The 19,527-nt window shown below is 60.9% G+C and carries 16 protein-coding genes; 11 read left to right on the forward strand and 5 right to left on the reverse strand.

Features of this window, described 5'->3' with window-relative positions; genetic code table 11:
* Positions 1 to 21: 21 nt before the first annotated feature.
* Genes QMG46_RS14575 through QMG46_RS14590 form a run of 4 tightly spaced genes read left to right on the forward strand, consistent with a single transcriptional unit; the run spans position 22 to position 4,542 of the window.
* A complete protein-coding gene (locus QMG46_RS14575; protein ID WP_281848552.1) occupies positions 22 to 525 on the forward strand; it encodes a (2Fe-2S)-binding protein in 504 nt (167 codons plus the stop codon).
* Entirely contained in the window at positions 522 to 2,795 is a 2,274-nt protein-coding gene (locus QMG46_RS14580; protein WP_281848553.1) for a xanthine dehydrogenase family protein molybdopterin-binding subunit, read from the forward strand. The genes QMG46_RS14575 and QMG46_RS14580 overlap by 4 nt, the downstream gene beginning before the upstream one ends.
* Positions 2,792 to 4,096: a c-type cytochrome gene (locus QMG46_RS14585; RefSeq protein ID WP_281848554.1), complete on the forward strand. Its 1,305-nt coding sequence runs from the start codon at positions 2,792 to 2,794 to the stop codon at positions 4,094 to 4,096. Before QMG46_RS14580 ends, QMG46_RS14585 begins: the two co-directional genes overlap by 4 nt.
* Positions 4,093 to 4,542, forward strand: a complete 450-nt coding sequence (locus QMG46_RS14590) for a RidA family protein (RefSeq protein ID WP_281848555.1) — start codon at positions 4,093 to 4,095, stop codon at positions 4,540 to 4,542. Before QMG46_RS14585 ends, QMG46_RS14590 begins: the two co-directional genes overlap by 4 nt.
* Before the next feature lie 166 nt (positions 4,543 to 4,708).
* Here QMG46_RS14590 and QMG46_RS14595 read toward each other — a convergent pair whose 3' ends face one another.
* A complete protein-coding gene (locus tag QMG46_RS14595; protein ID WP_281848556.1) occupies positions 4,709 to 5,251 on the reverse strand; it encodes a Dps family protein in 543 nt (180 codons plus the stop codon).
* A 58-nt stretch (positions 5,252 to 5,309) separates the two neighbouring features.
* The gene (locus tag QMG46_RS14600) at positions 5,310 to 6,599 is read right to left on the reverse strand and encodes a phospholipase D-like domain-containing protein (RefSeq protein WP_281848557.1); all 1,290 of its coding nucleotides are present in this window, start codon (positions 6,597 to 6,599) and stop codon (positions 5,310 to 5,312) included.
* Positions 6,600 to 6,845: 246 nt separating this feature from the next.
* On the opposite strand from QMG46_RS14600, the gene QMG46_RS14605 reads away from it, so the two are divergent.
* The 3 genes from QMG46_RS14605 to acpA all read left to right on the forward strand — a co-directional run bounded on the left by QMG46_RS14605 (position 6,846) and on the right by acpA (position 9,568).
* Positions 6,846 to 7,115 carry a hypothetical protein gene (locus QMG46_RS14605; RefSeq protein ID WP_281848558.1) on the forward strand — a complete coding sequence of 90 codons (270 nt, stop codon included), beginning with the start codon at positions 6,846 to 6,848 and terminating at the stop codon, positions 7,113 to 7,115.
* Positions 7,116 to 7,178: 63 nt separating this feature from the next.
* Positions 7,179 to 7,634: a nuclear transport factor 2 family protein gene (locus QMG46_RS14610; protein WP_281848559.1), complete on the forward strand. Its 456-nt coding sequence runs from the start codon at positions 7,179 to 7,181 to the stop codon at positions 7,632 to 7,634.
* A 236-nt stretch (positions 7,635 to 7,870) separates the two neighbouring features.
* Positions 7,871 to 9,568 carry an acid phosphatase gene (gene acpA, locus QMG46_RS14615; protein WP_281848560.1) on the forward strand — a complete coding sequence of 566 codons (1,698 nt, stop codon included), beginning with the start codon at positions 7,871 to 7,873 and terminating at the stop codon, positions 9,566 to 9,568.
* Between the two features lie 75 nt (positions 9,569 to 9,643).
* Here the strand turns inward: acpA and QMG46_RS14620 are convergent, their stop codons facing one another.
* On the reverse strand, positions 9,644 to 10,426 hold the full coding sequence (locus QMG46_RS14620; RefSeq protein ID WP_281848561.1) for a TetR/AcrR family transcriptional regulator: 783 nt from the start codon (positions 10,424 to 10,426) through the stop codon (positions 9,644 to 9,646).
* A 278-nt stretch (positions 10,427 to 10,704) separates the two neighbouring features.
* On the opposite strand from QMG46_RS14620, the gene QMG46_RS14625 reads away from it, so the two are divergent.
* The 3 genes from QMG46_RS14625 to QMG46_RS14635 are packed head-to-tail and all read left to right on the forward strand — an operon-like array spanning position 10,705 to position 16,305.
* Positions 10,705 to 12,861 carry a TonB-dependent receptor gene (locus QMG46_RS14625; RefSeq protein WP_281848562.1) on the forward strand — a complete coding sequence of 719 codons (2,157 nt, stop codon included), beginning with the start codon at positions 10,705 to 10,707 and terminating at the stop codon, positions 12,859 to 12,861.
* A 28-nt stretch (positions 12,862 to 12,889) separates the two neighbouring features.
* Positions 12,890 to 15,130 carry a GH92 family glycosyl hydrolase gene (locus QMG46_RS14630; RefSeq protein WP_281848563.1) on the forward strand — a complete coding sequence of 747 codons (2,241 nt, stop codon included), beginning with the start codon at positions 12,890 to 12,892 and terminating at the stop codon, positions 15,128 to 15,130.
* Positions 15,131 to 15,165: 35 nt separating this feature from the next.
* On the forward strand, positions 15,166 to 16,305 hold the full coding sequence (locus QMG46_RS14635) for a phosphatidylinositol-specific phospholipase C1-like protein (RefSeq protein ID WP_281848564.1): 1,140 nt from the start codon (positions 15,166 to 15,168) through the stop codon (positions 16,303 to 16,305).
* Between the two features lie 169 nt (positions 16,306 to 16,474).
* On the opposite strand, the gene QMG46_RS14640 is transcribed toward QMG46_RS14635, so the two are convergent.
* Positions 16,475 to 17,368 carry a LysR family transcriptional regulator gene (locus QMG46_RS14640; RefSeq protein WP_281848565.1) on the reverse strand — a complete coding sequence of 298 codons (894 nt, stop codon included), beginning with the start codon at positions 17,366 to 17,368 and terminating at the stop codon, positions 16,475 to 16,477.
* A gap of 109 nt (positions 17,369 to 17,477) precedes the next feature.
* Between QMG46_RS14640 and QMG46_RS14645 the strand changes: the two genes are divergently transcribed.
* The gene (locus tag QMG46_RS14645; protein ID WP_281848566.1) at positions 17,478 to 18,530 is read left to right on the forward strand and encodes an NAD(P)-dependent alcohol dehydrogenase; all 1,053 of its coding nucleotides are present in this window, start codon (positions 17,478 to 17,480) and stop codon (positions 18,528 to 18,530) included.
* Positions 18,531 to 18,584: 54 nt separating this feature from the next.
* Here the strand turns inward: QMG46_RS14645 and QMG46_RS14650 are convergent, their stop codons facing one another.
* Entirely contained in the window at positions 18,585 to 19,415 is an 831-nt protein-coding gene (locus tag QMG46_RS14650; RefSeq protein WP_281848568.1) for a hypothetical protein, read from the reverse strand.
* Positions 19,416 to 19,527: the final 112 nt, after the last annotated feature.

The following is a 19,527-nucleotide window of genomic DNA, read 5'->3' on the forward strand; positions in this document are numbered from 1 at the left end:
GAATCAAACTGGGAGATATCTATGTTGTCCTTGTCCGTCAATGGTCAGTCGCACCAGGTCGACGTTCCGCCCGACATGCCGCTGCTATGGGTATTGCGCGACGTCATCGGGCTTACCGGGACCAAGTTCGGCTGCGGGATTGCGCAGTGCGGCGCCTGCACCGTTCATCTGGATGGCCAGCCGGTACGTTCTTGCGTATTGCCGGTCGGCTCGATCGGTAGCAAGGCCATCACCACCATCGAAGCGGTGGGCAACACGCCCAATGGCGCCAAAGTGCAGCAGGCCTGGCTCGAGGTCGACGTCGTGCAATGCGGTTACTGCCAATCGGGCCAGATCATGTCGGCGACGGCCTTGCTCAATCGCACCGCCAATCCCAGCGATGCGGATATCGATGCGGCCATGTCCGGCAATATTTGCCGCTGCGGTACCTACGTGCGCATCCGTGCGGCGATCAAGCAGGCTGCTACCGGCAAGCTCGATATCCTGCAGACCATCGTGACCGCACCGCAAGGAGCCGCGTCATGAGCAACGACACGCAACATCTGCCGACCGATGAGTCGATCGACATCAGCCGTCGTCGCGCGCTCCAGCACACCGGCCTGGCCATTGCCTTCCTGTGGCTGGGCGGCAGCGGCATCGCATCGGCCAGTATCAGTGCGCGTCGCCAGCCGGGCGATGCGGAGGCCGCAGCGGCCGATGGCAACCCGCCGTTCGCGCCCAATGCCTTTATCCGCATCGACACCGACGGCAGCATTCGCCTGGTCATGCCCTCGGTGGAGATGGGGCAGGCGATCTATACCGGCATGAGCATGATGATCGCCGAAGAACTCGGCGTCGGCCTGGATCAGATCAAGGTCGAAGCCTCGCCGCCCAGCGATCAGCTCTATGGCATTCCCGCGCTTGGCGGACAGATTACCGGCGGCTCCACCAGCACGCGCGCTACCTGGCCGGTATTGCGCGAGGCTGGTGCGGTGGCGCGAACCCTGCTGGTCAGCGCGGCGGCGACACAGTGGCAGGTCGATCCGTCGACCTGCTCGGTCGATCGCGGCGCCGTGCATCATCAGGCATCCGGTCGCAGCGCCAGTTATGGCTCGCTGGCCACGGCGGCCGGCAAGCTGCCGCTGCCTGACAAGGTGCAACTGAAAGATCCCAAGGATTTCACCCTGATCGGCAAGCCGCTGCGTCGCGTCGACTCGGCCGACAAGGTGAAAGGCGCGACCCAGTTCGGTATCGACGTGCGGCTGCCTGGCATGAAAGTCGCCGCGGTCAAGGCATGCCCGACATTGAACGGAAAGTTCGTCTCCGTCGACGACAAGCCGGCGCGCGCGATTCCCGGTGTGGTCGACGTCATTCATACCGAAGATTCCGTCGCGGTCATCGGTGATCACTTCTGGGCCGCCAAGCGCGGTCTGGAAGCGCTGGACATCCAGTGGAATCTGGGTGAGAACGCCAAGCTCACCACGCAGCAGTTGCGCGATGCACTGGCCGACAGCGCGCAGAACGGCAAGTCCATCGTCGCCAAGGAAGTCGGCAAGCGGCCCGAAGGCGGTACGACCGTCGCCTCGACCTATCAGCTGCCGATGCTCGCTCACGCCACCATGGAGCCACTCAATACGACGGTGTTCGTGACCTCGGACAAGTGCGAAATCTGGGTAGGCACACAGGTGCCGATGCGCGTGGTCGATGTGGCCGCCAAGATCACCGGTCTTGCCGCCGACAAGGTCGTCGTGCACAACCAATATCTGGGCGGCGGTTTCGGCCGACGCCTGGAAACCGATTCGGTCGAGCAGGCCGTGGCGATCGCCAAGCAGGTGTCCTATCCGGTTAAGGTGATCTGGACACGCGAAGAAGATATCCGGCATGACCGCGTGCGCCCGATGTATCACGATCTGCTGACGGCGGTGGTCGATGCCGACGGCAAGCCTTTGTGGTTCGGTGATCGCACCAGCGGCGGTACCGTGCTTGGTCGTTGGGCGCCTGGTGCGATGGGCAAGAATGGCCTCGACAGCGACGCTGTCGAATGTCTGGTGGAAACGCCTTACGACATTCCAAATACAAAGATCGAATGGATCCGCCACGATATGCCGCCCGGTCTTGTCGTCGGCTGGTGGCGTGGGGTCGGGCCTACGCACAATCTGTTTTCGTTCGAAAGCTTTATCGACGAGCTGGCGCACAAGGCTGGCAAGGACCCGTTGGCCTATCGCCAATCCTTGCTGCAGAAGAATCCGCGCAGTCTGAAAGTGCTCAATACGGCTGCCGAAAAAATCGGCTGGGGCAGCCAACCGTTGCCCGCGCGCGTGGGTCGCGGGATCGCATTGGGCGAACCGTTCGGCAGCCGTGTCTGCGCAATCGTGGAGGCGGAGGTCACGCCGCAAGGCGAAGTGGTCATGCGCAAGGCGGTGGTGGCTTTGGACTGCGGTATCGCGATCAATATCAGTTCGATCGAGGCCCAGGTTCAGGGTGGCCTGCTGTTTGGCCTGAGCGCGGCGCTGTATAGCGAAATCACGCTCAAGAATGGAGCGATCGAGCAAAGCAACTTCCACGACTATCGCAATCTGCGCATCAACCAGACGCCGGTCGTCGAAGTGCATCGGATCGAGAACGACGAAGCGCCGGGTGGGCTCGGCGAGGTCGGCACGGCGATCGCCGCGCCGGCGTTGGCGAACGCGATTTTTGCGGCAACCGGCGTGCGTCTCTACAAGCTTCCGGTCGATCGCACGCTGCTGGTGCAGAGTGGCGATGCCATGCAGCACGTCGTGTCATTGGAATCTGGCAAGGGGAGGGACGTGGCATGAAACGTTTCTTTCTGATCATCGTCCTGCTCATCGTTATCGGCGGCGTGGCCTATGTCTTGCTCAACCGCACCGACCCCGCCGAAGGTGCGGCGCCCGTCATTGTCGGTGCGCCATCCGGTTCCGATCCAATAGCGCGTGGCGAGTACCTGGCCAAGGCGGCCGATTGCACTGCCTGCCACACGGTGCCTGGTTCCGATAAGCCTTTCGCCGGTGGCGTGGCCTTCAAGTTGCCGTTCGGCACGATTTATTCGAGCAATATCACGGCCGACGAGGCGACCGGCATCGGTAGCTGGAGCGACGACGACTTCGTGCGCGCGGTGCGCGAAGGCGTGCGCAAGGACGGCGCGCATCTGTATCCGGCATTTCCGTATACCTCTTATACGCAGCTGAGCCGTGGCGACGTGCTGGCGATCAAGGCCTACTTGTTCAGCCTGCCAAAGATTCACCAGGAAGATCGCGCCAACGAACTCGGTTTCCCGTTCAATCAGCGCTGGGCGATGGGTTTCTGGAACGCAGGGTTCTTCAAGAGCCAGCGCTTCGTTGCCGATACATCGAAGTCGCCGCAATGGAATAGCGGCGCGTATCTGGCCAATGCGCTGGGTCATTGTGCGGAATGTCATACGCCGCGCAACTTTGCCTTTGGATTGAAGAACGGCAGCGCATTGTCCGGCGAATCGCTGCAGGGCTGGCGTGCCTATGACATCACCTCCGACCCCGATCATGGCGTCGGTGCATGGAGCGAAGCGGAGCTGGCGAGCTATCTCAGCACCGGTCATGCGCAGGGGCGTGGTTCGGCGTCCGGTCCGATGGGCGAGGCGATCGAGAACAGCCTGCAGTATTTGAAGCCGGAAGACACCGCCGCTCTGGTGACCTATCTGCGCGGCGTGCCGGCGAACTCCGGCAAGGACCCGATCAGCGTCGACGCCAAGGCGGCGCCCGCACTCGCATCCACCGACGCGGCGCCCGGCGGCGACTCCGCCGATAGCCAGCACCTGGGCATGCAGCTGTTCGAAGGCGCATGCGCGAGTTGTCACCAGTGGAACGGCAAGGGCCAGCAGACCAGCTACGCCTCGCTATTGGGCACGCGTGGCGTCAACGATCCGGCCGGAACCAACGTCACCCAGGTGATCCTCAACGGTTCCAAATTGCGCATTGGCGATCAGGATGTCTTCATGCCCGCTTTCGGCAAGGCGTATTCGGATACGGAAGTCGCGGCGCTGGCGAACTACGTGATTTCGCATTTTGGCGCCAAGACAGGAACCGTGACGCCTGCCGAGGTGGCTCGGCGGCGGGCTATATGAAGCGGATACTTGTTGCTTTGTCTTTGCTTTGGACGGCCGCGGCGGTTGCGACCAATGCCCCGGTCCAGCACATCAACCCGCCGGCATTGAGTACGCCCCACGGGTATTCGCACGTGGTCGTCGTGCGCAGTGGCCGAACGGTTTATGTGGCTGGGCAGGTGCCGCTTGATCGGAATGGGGCGCTTGTGGGGGCGGGAGATCTGGCCGCCCAGGCTCGGCAGGTATTTGAAAATATGAAGGCCGCGTTGAGTGCGGTTGGTGCGAGCTATGCGGATGTGGTCGACATGACGACCTATCTTACGGACGTGTCGCAGATCGATGCGTATCGAAAAGTGCGCGATCAATATATGTCGGCGCCATTGCCTGCGGCGAGTCTCGTCGAGGTGAAGAGTCTGTTTCGCAAGGATGTGATGATCGAGGTTAGTGCCGTGGCGGTCGTGCAGTAGGCTCGCTTCGCATCGCCTCTTGCGCCCCCTCACCCCAACCCTCTCCCCCGGCAGAGCCAGGGGAGAGGGGGCGCATTGAGGCAAGCTTTCAAGGCTACGCGCTTTTGCTCCCTCTCCCCTGGCTCTGCCGGGGGAGAGGGCTGGGGTGAGGGGGGGTCTCAAATACTCAACCCCCGGTATGACTCCGCGTCACCTCAAAAAGAAACCACATCCGACGTTCCGACTCGTCGATCCAGTTCTCGATCAGGCTGGCGGTCGCAACGTCCTTATGCTCGTCGCACAAGTCGTGCACCTTGCGCAGATAGCCGGTCAACGTCTTGTTGTCTTCGCGCAGCTCGGCAAGCATGTCTTCGGGCTGTACATACTCGGCATCGTTGTCCGATAGGCGCTGATGTTTCGCGATGCTGCCGATCGAGGTAAGGGTGCGGCCGCCGATCTTGCGCACGCGCTCGGCGATGTCGTCGGTCATCGCAAAGATCTGCGAAGCCTGATCGTCCAGCAGGAGGTGGTAGTCACGGAAATGGGGGCCGCTCATATGCCAATGAAAATTCTTGGTCTTCAGGTACAGGGCAAACACATCGGCGAGGGCGACGTTCAAGGCGGCGCTCAGGTCACGGGTCGCCTTGGCGGACAGATCGGTCGGCGTGGCTAGCGGCGCGTTGCGGCGCTTCTGCAGTTGCTGTTCGCGTTTCACATCGTTCTTGCTCATGGTCAGCTCCGACGGGGTGGGTTTATCGCTTAAGGTACCACCGTCGGAGCGGTTCGGATCAGTGATTGCGTGGCGCTTCGTAGTGCTGGTCGACCTCGAGCGCCTTCGCATAGGGGCCGTTCCAATCCCGCTCGAAAATCTGGGTCAGCGTCTTCGCGGGTGCCTCGCCCTGCACAAAGATCGATGCATCCACCGTATTGTTGAAATAACTCCATTCCCAGTTGCCCGTGCCGATATAGACGCTACGGTCATCGGCCACCGCATACTTGGCATGTTCTACGCGTGCGTAGGGGATAAAGCCTTGCGGAGAGGGTGGCAACTGGGTGAATTTGATCGCCACGTTGGGCAGTACGGCAAGGCTTTTCAAATACGACTGCATGGGTTCGTGCAAGGCCCAGTCCGCCACGATGATATGCACCTGCACACCACGCGCCGCGGCATTGCGTAATGCGGTATCCACCTCCGCCCACCAGCCCTTCGGTCCGTACTGACGAATCGCCGACAGCGTCATGACCTGGATGCGCAGCATGTGTTGGCTCTGGTCGATCATCCGCACCAGCGCCGGCTGCTCGGCAGTCAACGCGTAGGGTGTGAGCGAGGGCGGGCTGAATGCGGGGAACGCGGTCAGCACCGTGCCGCCATCGCCATGCAGGATGACTGGGTTGTCGCTGGTGACGGGCGCGAAGGGTAGTGGCCTGGTCGCTTGTTCGGCGGCTTTGGGCAGGTCGGGCTTGCCGGCGACTTGCCAGTCAAAATCGAATGCCGCGCCGAATGTCTGCGCCAGACGTGGATTGGCGATGCGTGCGCCGATCTCGTGAATCTGGTCGATGGCGCGCCAATCCCAGTTCTGGCTGCCCACGAAGACGACGCTGTTGTCGACCACCATGTACTTGGCGTGTAGCACGCCGCCGGTCAGCTTTTCCACGGGGAGCTCGCGCACTTCGATCCCATCGATGCCGCGCAGGCGCGTTACGCTTTCCTGGTTGTCCTTGAGAAAGGTTTGGTCTACCAGCAGACGCAGCTTGACCCCGGCCTTTGCCTTGGCGATGAAGGCATCGACGACCGCGGCAAACTGGCTACCTGGTTTGTCGGAAATATAGAACGCCGCAATATCGACGCTCTGCTTGGCGCTGCCGATCATCTGCAGCCATACGGCCTGTGTCCGGGCAACCCCGGGCTCACCATAAACGCTCGCTTCGGGCACGCTTTCGACGATCTGAAAATCCGGCGCGGCCTGATCCGGCGCATGTCGCGCGGATAGCTGGGTGGCCGGGCTCAGAACGAGGCTCGTGAAGAGAAAGCCCAGGCCAATGGCCCGGCGTGTGCGTGTGAAATCGAAATAGTGCATGGCGATGGCCCCCTTGAGATGCTGTTATAACATAACAATCGCAAGGCAATGCGTCAGTGTTGTGACCAAGACGAAGTCCGGGATTCGTGACGCGAAAAAGTGACGTCACAAAAATAAAGCGCTCACCACGGCGCGCCCCAATTTCAAGGGAATTTGCCGATTTTCGTTACGCGGCGCTGTACTTTCTGCTTGAATATAGTGATGCGTCACAATATTATGCGGCCAACGACATAAGAAGGAATCGTGATGCGTGATGCAAAAGACCCCGGCACACTCGAATTGCGCTTTCGAGCGCGAGCGGGTCGTCCATCGTTGTTTGGCCGGCCGCTGACTCCGGCCGAGCGTGCAAGGCGTTATCGCCTGCGCAGGGCCGATCGCATGCGCATGGCCAGGCGCTCGCCGGAAAAGGCCAGCGATGTGAGCTTGCTGGACGAGCTGCGCGGCAGCATGGCCATGGGCCGCGCGCGCAATATCCATCGAATCATTCGAGAGATCGCCGCGCGCTACCCCCTTTAGGCAGGGGCAGCGTTGCGGAAACGGACATAAGATGTATCACCGTTGCCACGTCCCGGGGTTCGTATGATCTGCAAATCGTTTGTCACCGTCGCCGTCGTTATTGCTGCTGTTCTCGCGATGTCGCCCGTTCGGGCCGACACGAGCGAAGAGAAAGCCGTGCTGGTGCCGATCCAGGCGCTGTTCGACGGCATGGCCAAGTACGATCGCGATGCCATGCTTGCACCGGTGCAGCCCGAAGGGAGTGTGGCTTTACTACGTGACGGCAAGGTCGTGCGCATGACCCTGGGCGACTTTGCCAATCACATCAAGCCGGGCAAGGACAAGATCCAGGAGCGTATTCACGATCCGCTGATTCGTATCGATGGGGATATCGCCATGGTCTGGGCGCCTTACGAGTTTTTGATCAACGGGCAGGTCAAGCACTGCGGGACCGATGTGGTGAATCTCGTGCGGATCGAGGGGCGCTGGCTGATTGCGGGTATTGCCGATAACAGTCGGTCGAGTTGCTCGGCGGGGTAAGAGTGTTGTGGCGCGGCGGTCGCGACTGAGGTCGCGATCAGCCATGACGCAACGAATAACTCAACTCAGCTATTCAAGAAACAACGCAAGAAAAAATAGACGTCCGGATGTCCGTATACCCTCTGTAACAAGGGTGAAGCGCAGGCGGCATAGGCTAGCTTGCGCTATCGACGCCCTCTCATCGCGCGTGTTCCCCGGCACGCGCCGATTCGACATCCACCTTTTGCTTGTTCCCCATGTCCACAAAGAAACCTGAAGATCCGTCTCAGCTCCCGTCCGACACGCCCATCGATCCGAACCGACGTCGTCTCCTTGGTGGCATGGCGCTGGCTGGCGCGGCCATCGCAGCCGGTGGCGGCGAAGTGTTGGCGCATGCTGTCAAGCCGGCCGCACAAAGCCACGCGAGTGGCGACCTCGATGCGCAACTGCGCAAGCATGTCCAGCATGTGGTGGTGATCTACGCGGAGAATCGCAGCTTCAACAATCTGTTCGCCGATTTCCCTGGGCTGGAAAAGCCGCTTTCATCCTTGCAGCCCCACGAGTACGAACAGCGTGATCGCGACGGCACGTTGCTGAAGACATTGCCGCCGATCTGGGGTGGCATGGTGCCGTGGGAGCAGGTCGCCGATCATCGCAAGCATGTGATCAAGGAATCGGATATCACGGGATTGGCCAACGCGCCTTTCACCCTGAAAACAGCGGATGGCCAGCCGCTGCCGCATGGTCTGATCACGCGCGACTTGTGGCACTCGTTCTATCAGAACCAGTTGCAGATCAACGGCGGTAAGAACGACGGCTTTGTCGGTTGGGGCGATTCGGGCGCGATGGTGATGGGGCGCTATGGCGATACCCATATCAACCTGCGTCTGTGGCAGGTCGCCAAGCAGTACACGTTATGCGACAACTTCTTTATGGGCACGTTTGGCGGTTCGTTCCTGAATCACCAGTATCTTGTCGCTGCGCAGCCGGGGTTCTATCCCGATGCGGCCCAGAGTCCGGCCAAGATGCTGATCGCCGAGCTGGAAAGCGACGACCCGACCGACATTCACCTGAAACTGGCAGAGAATTCGCCGAAGAGTGCGATGGCCGGCATACCTCGTTTTGCCTCGCGCAGTGCATTGACGCCCGATTTCTTTGCGGTCAACACCATGAGTCCGCCGTATGCACCGACGTTCCCGTTGGACGCTGCGCATCCGGAACTCGCCGATGCCAAAAGCCCCAACCGGTTACCGCCGCAGAACCATGAGACCATCGGCGACAAATTGTCGGCCAAAGGTATCGACTGGGCCTGGTACGCCGGTGGCTGGCAGGATGCGCTGGATGGGCATGGCGACGGCGGCGAGAACGAGTTTCCACAGCGGCCGAATTTCCAGATGCATCACCAGCCGCTCAACTACTTCAGTCAGCTGGCTCCCGGCACCGAAGCGCGCAAGCGGCATCTGCGCGATGGCGGTACCGGCGACATCGCACGCAGCAATCACTTCATTGCAGACGCGCAAGCCGGCAAGCTGCCGCCGGTAGCGTTCTATAAACCCCAAGGTGATCTCAATATGCACGCCGGGTATTCCGACGTGCATGCCGGGGATCAGCATATTGCGCGTGTTCTCGATGCCTTGCAGCGTAGTCCGCAGTGGCAGTCGATGGTGGTGGTGATCACTTTCGACGAAAACGGTGGCTGGTGGGATCACGTGGCACCGCCCAAGGGCGATCGTTGGGGGCCGGGTTCGCGTGTGCCTGCCTTGGTCGTATCGCCTTTTGCCCGTCGTGGCTTCGTCGATCACACCGTTTACGACACCGGTTCGATCGCCCGCTTTATCACGCGTCGCTTTGGGCTGGACAAGCTGCCGGGCCTGGCGATGCGCGAAAAAGCGATGCTTGCCGCCGGCGGCGTAGCGCCGGGCGATCTCACGGCGGCGCTGCAGTTCGAGTCATAGCCCACCCGTATACGCAGTCTCGTTTGCTTCGCTCCGATGAAAGCGCAAACCCCATGGCCGATATCCGGCGCTGGATCAGCTTCTGGGTTTGCGCTTTTTCGCCGGAGCCGGTCGCGTAGACGGCGCCTTGTCCGCACGCGCCGAGCTTCGTTTCTTCAGGGTGGCGGCGTAGCGCTCCTCGCCCTCGACAAACTTGTCGTAGTAACGCACCACCATTTCGGCGACTTCGGCATTGATCATGTCGCCGTCGAGCTGTGGGTTATCGATCACCATTTCGGTGGCGGCATACATCACTTCGGTGGACAGGCGCATGGAGAAGCGCAGGTCTTCTTCGCGCGCATTGGGAAAACGATCGCGCAAGCCCTGGTAGCTGGTTTCCGATACCGACTCGTGCGAGTCGAGACGGATGTGACGCAAGGTCGGCACGGCGCGCAATGCGCGCATGATCCAGGCCGAACCCGGGAAGGCGAGGGTGGCGGCGTTGATCGCGGCCTGCATGTCGCGCAAGCCGCGCGTGGTCGCTTCACGCGAACCGTCATAGTCGAGCGCTTGTTCCTGCGCCAGCCACGCGCGATAGGCTTGGTTCTGACACTTCATCAGGCGCTCGCCAAGCTCTTTCAGAATGGCGTACTTGTTGGGGAAATAACGGTAGAGCGCCGGCGGCGACAGGCCCGCCTTTTCGCAGATCAGATTGGTCGACAGGCGCTCCACGCCGACTTCGCCAAGCAGATGCGAGGTGACGTCGAGAATCAATTCGAAGGTTTCGACCGAACGCTGTTGTACCGGCTGCTGCTTGGTATCCAGCGGAATTTTGGTCGTGCGCGCGCCGGGTCGCTTTCGGCGCATCGTGTCAGTCATGGGTCGCCCTTGAGGTCTGAGCTCCTGCGAACGTTCGTGTCGCAAAGAAGCCATCGCTGGAATCATACGGTTCTTTATGTCGGCTGGCGATGCGCAACATCTGCTGCATCGCGTCACGCGTCATCTGAGCGTCAACGCGTCGTCATCAAGTAACGGTAGTCTTAATTACTGTTTCCGTAGCACCCCTCACATCCAGGTCTCGCACACCCCATCGGGCTTGATCGAGCTGACCGGTGCGGGCGAGTGCGCGATCTTTACCCGCAGGAGTTTCGACGTTCATGCATCACGCAATACGTATGGGCCTGGGTTTGGCAGCCCTGGCCACTGCACTTGGCGCAGCCGCGCAAAACACCAGCAATCTTCAGGGTATTTCGGTATCGGCCGCGGTCGATGACCCCAACGCAGCGCCACCGGGCACTGCCGCCGCATTGGCGCCGGCGCAGGGAAACATGGCCGAGCTCGAGCCCCAATCGGTGTTGAATCGCAATTACATCCAGACGATCGCATCGCCCAAAGACGATTACCTCGCCGTACTCGAACTGACACCATCGGCAGTCAACGCTTCGCCCAATGGCGCGGGTCTGTCCAGCAAGAGCGGCACCGTGCGCGGTTTCCAGGACGGTGAATACGACGTCACGTTCGATGGCATTCCGTTCGGCGATCCGGGTGCGTTCGGTCACGCGACGACTGCGTTTTTTCCGGCGCCGACACTCGATGCCGTCGTTGTCGACCGCGGTCCTGGTACGGCGAGCAACCTCGGTAACGCAACCTTCGGTGGCACCGTGGCGCTTTACTCCGCGCCGACCACCGACAAACCGTCAGGCCAGGTGTCGGCAATGTTCGGTAGTGGCAATACCTGGCAACTCGCCGGTACAGCCAATACCGGCACGATGAACAAGATCGGCACGGAAGCCTCGGTTAATTACACCCATCTCGAATCCGATGGCTTGCTCGATTTCGCCGGGTTGCGCCAGGACAACGTGCTGTTCAAGATCAAGCAGCCGCTGGGCGACAGCACTACGCTGACGCTGGTGGCCGACTACAACAAGGTGAAATGGAATACGTTCACCGCCCAGCCTACCAAGCAGACCGATCGCTTCGGCTTGGATTTCGGCGGTCTCAACAACGACCCGAATTCGCAGGGTTACTACAATTACAACATCGACGACCGCCACGCCGATTTCGAGTACCTGCAGCTGCATGGCGATTACGGCACCTGGCGCCTCGACAACAAGCTCTATACTTATGGTCTGCGCGACAGCGGCCCGGGCGGTGTGGACTTGCTCGGCAATACACCCAACAAGGCGTTACTGCCCAAGGGTGGCGTGCCAGGCGCGATCAATCACAGCATCTATCGCGCGTATGGCGACATGCTCAAGGCGGAGAAGGACGTCGGTAGCGGCTGGCTGGATAGCACCTTGCGCGCGGGCATCTGGGCGGAACGTACCTATCAGAACCAGGACCAGATCACGGTCGATCTGTCGACGATGACACCACGCGTATTGGCGGGTACGCCGAACGCCAACATCATCGACACCCGTCAGCACACCAATACCACGCAGAGTTATGTCGAGGTGGAGTGGCGGCCGATCGAGAACCTGAGCATCGTACCGGGTATCAAGCACATTGATTTTGACCGCACGCTGGAGGGTGTTTCGAACTTCCTGCCCGTGGGTGGCGCCGGGCATTTCAGTACCACGCTGGGAGCGGTCGCGTTCAACTATCGCTTCAGTCCGAACCTCGCCGGCTACGCGCAGTGGGCTGAAGGTTTCCAGGCGCCGAAGGTGAACATCCTGCAGGGCGATGGCAGCAACGTCGATCCGCAGCAGACCAAGAACTACCAGGCTGGCCTGGTGTGGAAAGACGCGCGCACCGTCGCGGATATCGATGTGTATTACATCGATTTTTCCAATCTCGTGAGCAGCGTGGAAGAGCCCATCGGTCCCGGCGGCTCGCTGATCTCCGTGTTCGTCAACCAGGGCGGCGTGATCTACAAGGGTATCGAGGGCGAGGTTACCCATCTTCTTGGCGATTCGGGGTTCAGCGTCACAGCGAACGGCAGCATCAATAGTGCCTATTCCAAAACTACGGGCCTGCAGATCGCCAACGCGCCCAATGCCACGGCCGATGCGGGTTTTATCTACGACAAAGGTCCGTTGTACGGTTCGTTCCTGATCAAATACGTGGGGACGCGTTTCACCGGCGTGGGCGAGACCAGCGGTGCGACGTACAACGCCAACACGCGTTTGCCGACCTACAACTATGCCAACTTGAACATCGGTTATCGATTCACGCCTGACCTGAGACTGCAACTGTCGACCAATAACCTGTTCGACCATCGCACGCCGATCCAGGGCAACGGAGCGACGACCAATCCGACGTTCTACTACCTGGCGGCGCGTAACTACACGCTGCAGATGACCTACACCTTCTGATACCTGTTACCGAAGAAGAGAAGCATTGATGAAACCTTTTGTTTCAAGCATGCGCCGCGCACTCGGGCTGGCGATCGCCTGTATGGCGATCGGCGCGCCGCTCATGGCACAGGCCGGTGAGCATGTCGCCGACGTCAATCCGTTTATCGGTGAAGACTGGTATGGCGAAGTCTTTGTGGGTGCGTCGGTGCCGTTCGGCATGGTCAAGCTGGGGCCGGACCTGCACGGTTACGGCAATCGCAAGGGCTTCCAGAGTACGGGTGAGGTGCGTGGTTTCACGCACCTGCACCTGAGCGGCGGTTCGGGCAAGTACGACAACATCCGCGTCGCGCCGAGTACGGGCGAATTGCAACCGACCGATATCCATTCGCCGCGCGGCGACGAGCAGGCCAGCCCGGGTTACTACGCGACGGACCTGACCCGGTATCGCGTCAAGGCCGAGCTGACGGCGACCCGCCGTACCGGTATGCATCGCTACACCTTCGCCGATGCCGGCGAGGCCCACATCACGATGGATCTCGATCTGCTGGGCAAGGGCACGGGGCCGGAAACGCAGCGCTTTCTGGGTGGCGAGATCAAAGTGGTCTCGCCCAATGAGATCGTAGGCGTGGGCCGTTATATCGGCGGCTGGAACGAAGGCGCCGAATACTACGTCTATTTCGACATGGTCACCGACACGCCGGCAAACGCAACGCGAACCTGGCTCGGCAAGCAGCTAAGCGATGCACAGCAGGCGCATAGCGACATCGACCAGCCGCTGGGCGCATCACTGGATTATCAGGTCAAGGCAGGGCAGGCGATCCAGGCCAAGGTTGGCATCTCCTTCGTCAGCGGAGCGCAAGCGCACCAGAACGTGGTGCAGGAGATCGCCGGCTGGAACTTCGATGCCGTACGTCAGGCCGCGGCGGCGCAATGGAATCAGGCGCTCGGTCGCATCGAGATTCAAGGCGCGAACGACGCGGAGCGTCGCGTGTTTTACACGGCGCTGTTCCATACGATGATGATGCCCTCCGACCACACCGGCGAAAATCCGAAATGGACGTCCAGCGAGCCGTACTACGACGATTTCCAGGCCATCTGGGATACGTTCCGAAGCCAGGGCCCGCTGCTGACCCTGATCGCGCCGGATCGCCAGCGTGACATCGTGCGCTCGCTGATCGATACCTATCGTCACGCCGGTTACATGCCCGATGCGCGCGTGGGCAACGACAATGGTCGCACGCAAGGCGGCAGCAATGCCGATGTGCTGGTCGCCGATGCTTACGTCAAGGGACTCAAGGGCATCGACTATGCCACGGCGTTCAAGGCGATGTTGAAAGACGCGACGGTGCCGCCGGCCGATGCGCGCAAGGAAGGGCGCGGCGGTCTGGACACCTATAACACCCTCGGTTATGTCGCCCAGCCTACCGAGCGTGCCGGTTCGCGCACGGTCGAATATGCGTACGACGATTTCACCATCGCGGAGCTGGCTTGCGGTCTGGGTCATGCCAAGGAGGCCAGGCTCTATACGCAGCATGCCGGCAACTGGGCCAACCTATGGGATGCGACTCAGGTACAGGAGGGCGTGAGTGGCTTCCTGCGGCCGCGTAACGCCGATGGCAGTTGGGCGCCGCAGTATCTCGTGCGACGCGGTACCTGGCCCGACTTCTACTACGAAGGTGATCTGTGGACCTATTCGCTGTATGCGCCGCAGGACATGCGCAAGCTGGTGGCGATGTCCGGCGGTAACGAGGCGTTCGTGAAGCGGCTCGATGCAACGTTCGACAACCTGCATTTCGACGTGACCAACGAGCCGGGCTTTCTGATTCCCGATCTTTATCTGTGGGCCGGCCGGCCGGATCGCGCTGTCGATCGCATCGTTACCTTTCTGCAGAAGGCCTTCAAGGATACGCGCGGCGGCATTCCGGGCAACGATGACTCAGGCGCGATGTCCAGCTGGTATGCCTTCCAGTCGATGGGTTTCTATCCGAGCCCGGGCCAGGATGTCTATCTGATCGGCACGCCTTCATTTCAGCACGTGGATATCGATCTGGGGCAGGGCAAGACCTTTACGATCGTGGCGGAGAACTTCACGCGTGATCGTGTGAACCGCTACGTGCAGTCGGCCACGCTCAATGGCGAGCCGCTGGGCAAGGCGTGGTTCCGGCATGGCGACATCGCCAACGGGGGAACCTTGACGCTGGTGATGGGGCCGAGTCCTTCGCGTTGGGGCACGACCACGCCGCCGCCTTCGATGTCCGACCCCGATTTTGCGCTGTGCAAGCACTGACGCTTGCCGCCCATCCCATTGCACAGGAACTCACCATGCTCATCTTGCGCCACGCTTCCTTGTGGTCGATCGTCGGCACGTTGCTTACGTTGTCCGCTTCTGCATTTGCCACCGATGATTCGGTGCGTATCAATCAAATCCAGGTTGTCGGTACGCACAACAGCTATCACGCGGGTTTCGCACCCAGTGCCACCAAGGTCATGTTGAAGGAGGCGCCGAAAGAATTCGCCGCCATCAACTACAGCCACCCGTCCTTGACGCGTCAGTTCGACGATGGCGTTCGCCAGATCGAGCTGGATGTGTTTTCCGACAGCAAGGGCGGCATGTATGTGGACCCGGCCATCGATCATATGGTCGACCTGAATGGCCTTCCGGATGATCCGCCGACGGCGCCGCCCGGTACGTGGGAAAAGCCCGGCTTCAAGGTGATGCATATCCAGGGTATCGATCAGCGCAGCGTATGCCAGCCTTTCACGGCCTGCCTCAGTGAAGTCCGTGCGTGGTCGAAGGCGCATCCCAAGCACGCGCCGTTGTTCATTCTGGTCGAGACCAAAGAGGAGCCGTTGAAGGTAAAGATTCCGACGGTAGACCCTGAGCGGTTTACGCCGGCTGTTTTCGATGCGCTCGATAAGGAAATTGCTTCGGTGTTTTCGGCAAGCGAGATCGTGACCCCGGATGACGTGCGCGGCAAATACGCCACGCTCGACGAAGCGGTGCGCAAGGGTGGCTGGCCGACCCTGGCCAAGGCGCGCGGCAAGGTCGTCTTCCTGCTCGACCAGCGCAAGATCGAAAGTGTCTATCTCGATGGGCATGATGCATTGCACGGCAGACTCGCGTTTACCAATGCCACGCCTGGCGCTCCCGATGCCGCGTTTACCGAGTGCAACGAATGCGGTGCGGATGAGATCAATGCTTTGGTACGTCGCGGTTATCTGGTGCGTGCGCGTGCCGACGATCCGGCGCAGGGGCAGGGTGTGCGTAACGATGGCACGCGTCGTGATGTGGTGTTGAGCAGCGGTGCGCAGATGATCAGTACCGATTATCCGGTGCGTGAGCCGTCGGAGCATGGGTATGAAGTCGGTCTGCCCGGTGGGGTTGCGGTGCATTGCAATCCTGTGTTGACGACGGCGGCGCAGTGCAAGGATGTGGGGTTGGAGATGTTGGGTACGAAGTAGCGTGCAGGCTCGCTTCGCATCGCCTCTTGTGCTCCCTCATCCCAATCCTCTCCCCCGGCGGAGCCAGGGGAGAGGGGGCTGACTGAGGCAAGTCTTCAACGCCACGCGCTTTTGCTCCCCCTCCCCTGGCTTGCCGGGGGAGAGGGTTGGGGTGAGGGGGCGCTCTGGACTATCCAAGCTCCTTGATCATGTCCACAAACGCTCGCAACCCGGCCGGTACCAGGCGATTACTCGGGTAATAAAGACATTCACCAGGAAACGGCGGCGTCCATTCGGTCAATATCGATTGCAACCGCCCACTTTCGATAGCCTCCTGCGCGGCATCGATAGACACATACGCGATGCCCAATCCCTGAATGGCTGCGTCGACCATGGCGCCCATATGGTCGAGCGTCATCGGGCCGGACACATCCAGTCGCAACTCCTGGTCGTAACGCTCGAACTCCCAGCGATAGATCTTGCCGCTCGGCAGTCGAAAGCGAATGCAGCGGTGCGCGGCCAGTTCATCGGGCGTCTTTGGCGTGCCGTGCGTAGCCAGATAACCCGGCGAAGCCACCGCCAGGAACTGTCCGTCGCGACCGAGCGGGATGGCGATCATATCCTGCGGTATCGCCTCGCTCAGCCGAATGCCCGCATCGAAGCCTTCGGCCACGATGTCGACCAGCTTGCCTTCGGTGACCATATCCAGATGCATTTCCGGATAGCGCGCGATAAATGCCGGAACCACCTTGACCATCAATCGACGCACGGACGATTCGTGCGCATTGATCCGCAGGCTGCCCGAAGGGCGGTCGCGAAACGTGCCGACATCGGCCAGCGCCAGATCGAGTTCGCTCAGTACCGGGGTCAGGCTGCGGAACAGCCGCGCGCCGGCCTCGGTCGGTGCCACGCTGCGCGTAGTGCGGTTGAACAGCCGCAGTCCCAGGCGCTCTTCCAGCGACCGCATCATATGGCTGAGGGTCGAGGGCGACATGCCCAGTTCGTCGGCCGCGATGCGAAAGCTGGCATGGCGGACGATCGCCGTGAAGGCGCCGAGTTCGGTCAGGCTGGGACGTTGATTCATGGGGAATGGCCACTAAGTCATGCCGATATTAGGCCATAGACCCAGCAATGTGCGCTCCCTATAGTTTCGCGGTTGTGTTCGCTCACTCTTAACCGCTAAGGAAATCACCATGCAGACCAAGGCTTTTGCCGCCCAGACGGCGACCACGCCGCTCGCGCTCACGACGATCGAACGGCGCGAACCCGGAGCCGCGGATGTGGCGATCGATATCCTCTATTGCGGCGTTTGCCATTCGGACCTGCACACCGCACGTGGCGAGTGGGGCGGCGTGCGTTTCCCGAGCGTGCCGGGGCATGAAATCGTTGGCCGCGTGACTCACGTTGGCAACCAGGTCTCCAAGTTCAAGGTGGGTGACATCGTCGGCGTCGGCTGCATGGTCGACAGCTGCCGCACCTGCGCCTCCTGCAACGATGGCCTGGAGCAGTATTGCCGCGGCCCGCATGGCTTCCAGGGCACGTACAACGGTTGGGTCGATGGCAGTGGCGAGAACACCTATGGCGGCTACTCCGCCGCCGTGGTGGTCGATCAGGCTTTCGTGCTGAAGATCAGCCATGCCGAAGCCGACTTGGCCGCGGTCGCGCCGCTGCTTTGCGCTGGCATCACCACGTGGTCGCCGCTGCGCCACTGGGACGTGGGCCCGGGCAAGAAAGTGGGCGTCGTCGGTATCGGTGGCCTGGGCCATATGGGTGTCAAGCTGGCGCGTGCGCTGGGTGCGCACGTGGTGGCGTTCACCACCTCGCCGTCGAAGGTGCAGGCGGCGCTCGACCTGGGTGCCCACGAAGTGGTTGTCTCGCGCAACGCCGATGAGATGGCCGCCCACGTCAACAGCTTCGACTTTATTCTCAATACCGTGGCCGTGTCGCACGATCTGGATGCCTTCACCAACCTGCTCAAGCGCGACGGCACCCTTACCCTGGTCGGCGCACCGTCGAGCCCGCATCCGTCACCGTCGGTGATGGGGCTGATTTTCGGTCGCAAGTCCATCGCCGGTTCGCTTATCGGCGGCATCGCCGAAACGCAGGAAATGCTTGATTTCTGCGCCAAGCATGGCATCACTTCCGATATCGAAATGATCGCGATGCAGGATATCGAGAACGCCTATGAGCGCATGTTGAAGAGCGATGTGAAGTACCGCTTCGTCATCGACATGGCAACGCTGTAAGCGCGGCTGACGGTTCATCCCGGACGGAGGCGATGCCTCCGTCCGGTGGTGCATTCAGGTCGATAGTCCGAAGGTGCCGAAATACGCGGTAATGGCACGCATGAAGTCATCGTCCTTGCGCGGCTGGACAATGCCGAGCTGGGTCCGAACGTGCTTCAGGGAAAACATGGCTAGCGCTCCAGACCGGCGCAGCAGTTCCGAATAGGTCTTGTCCGTCGCCACCACGGTTGGGTCGTCGGTCTGCTTGTACATGCGGTACAAAATGGACGCGCCTTGTACCAGGCCGTGAATGTTTCGCTCGTCGAATTTGAGCATTTGCGCCATGGCCGGACCGTTGGGGTTTCGAGGGTCCAGAATGGCCGCCGCAAAATCGCCGAACATGGCGAAGGTCATTTCGTCCAGGCGCTTTCGCTTGTACGTGGATTCGGCCTTGTCTTTCCTGGGTTCCCGCTCCGGGCGGCGCGGCAATTTATCTTGCGAAATGAATTGTTCGACTTCGTAATCCGTTGCGCCGGAAGGCGACCCGAAAAAGACCGCCCGCACGAATGTTTCCAGTTGCGCCCGGAACAGCGTGGCTATGGACGCTCCATGCACGCTGGCGTTGAGCCCGATCAGCTGGGCGGCGGATGCGCCATGATCGAGCGAGGTCAGGGTGAGCGCCAGCGAGAGCCCGGCGCGCGGCGATTCCGCAGGCGAACTCAAGCGTGCGACCGCCTCTCTGGTGGCGGTAATAAGGTTCAAGGTAGCAATGGCTTTGGCGTTAATAGGCGCCTCCTTTCGAGCCACCGCGTCTTTCTGTGCTCCATATTTCACGCTTGGCGTGAACGCTCTGCGCTCAGGACGTTTTCGACTTGTCGACGCCTTGGGCGGAACGGGTTTGAGCATGGGCATCATCGCGATTACCTCGGTAGCATTAGCCCCCTAGATTTCGAGTCATCACGTTCCACGTGAGAAAAGGAAACTGGGTTTGTTGCGACAGGCCCGGAGTGGCTTGCAT

Source organism: Dyella sp. GSA-30 (assembly GCF_027924605.1).
Classification (GTDB): domain Bacteria; phylum Pseudomonadota; class Gammaproteobacteria; order Xanthomonadales; family Rhodanobacteraceae; genus GSA-30.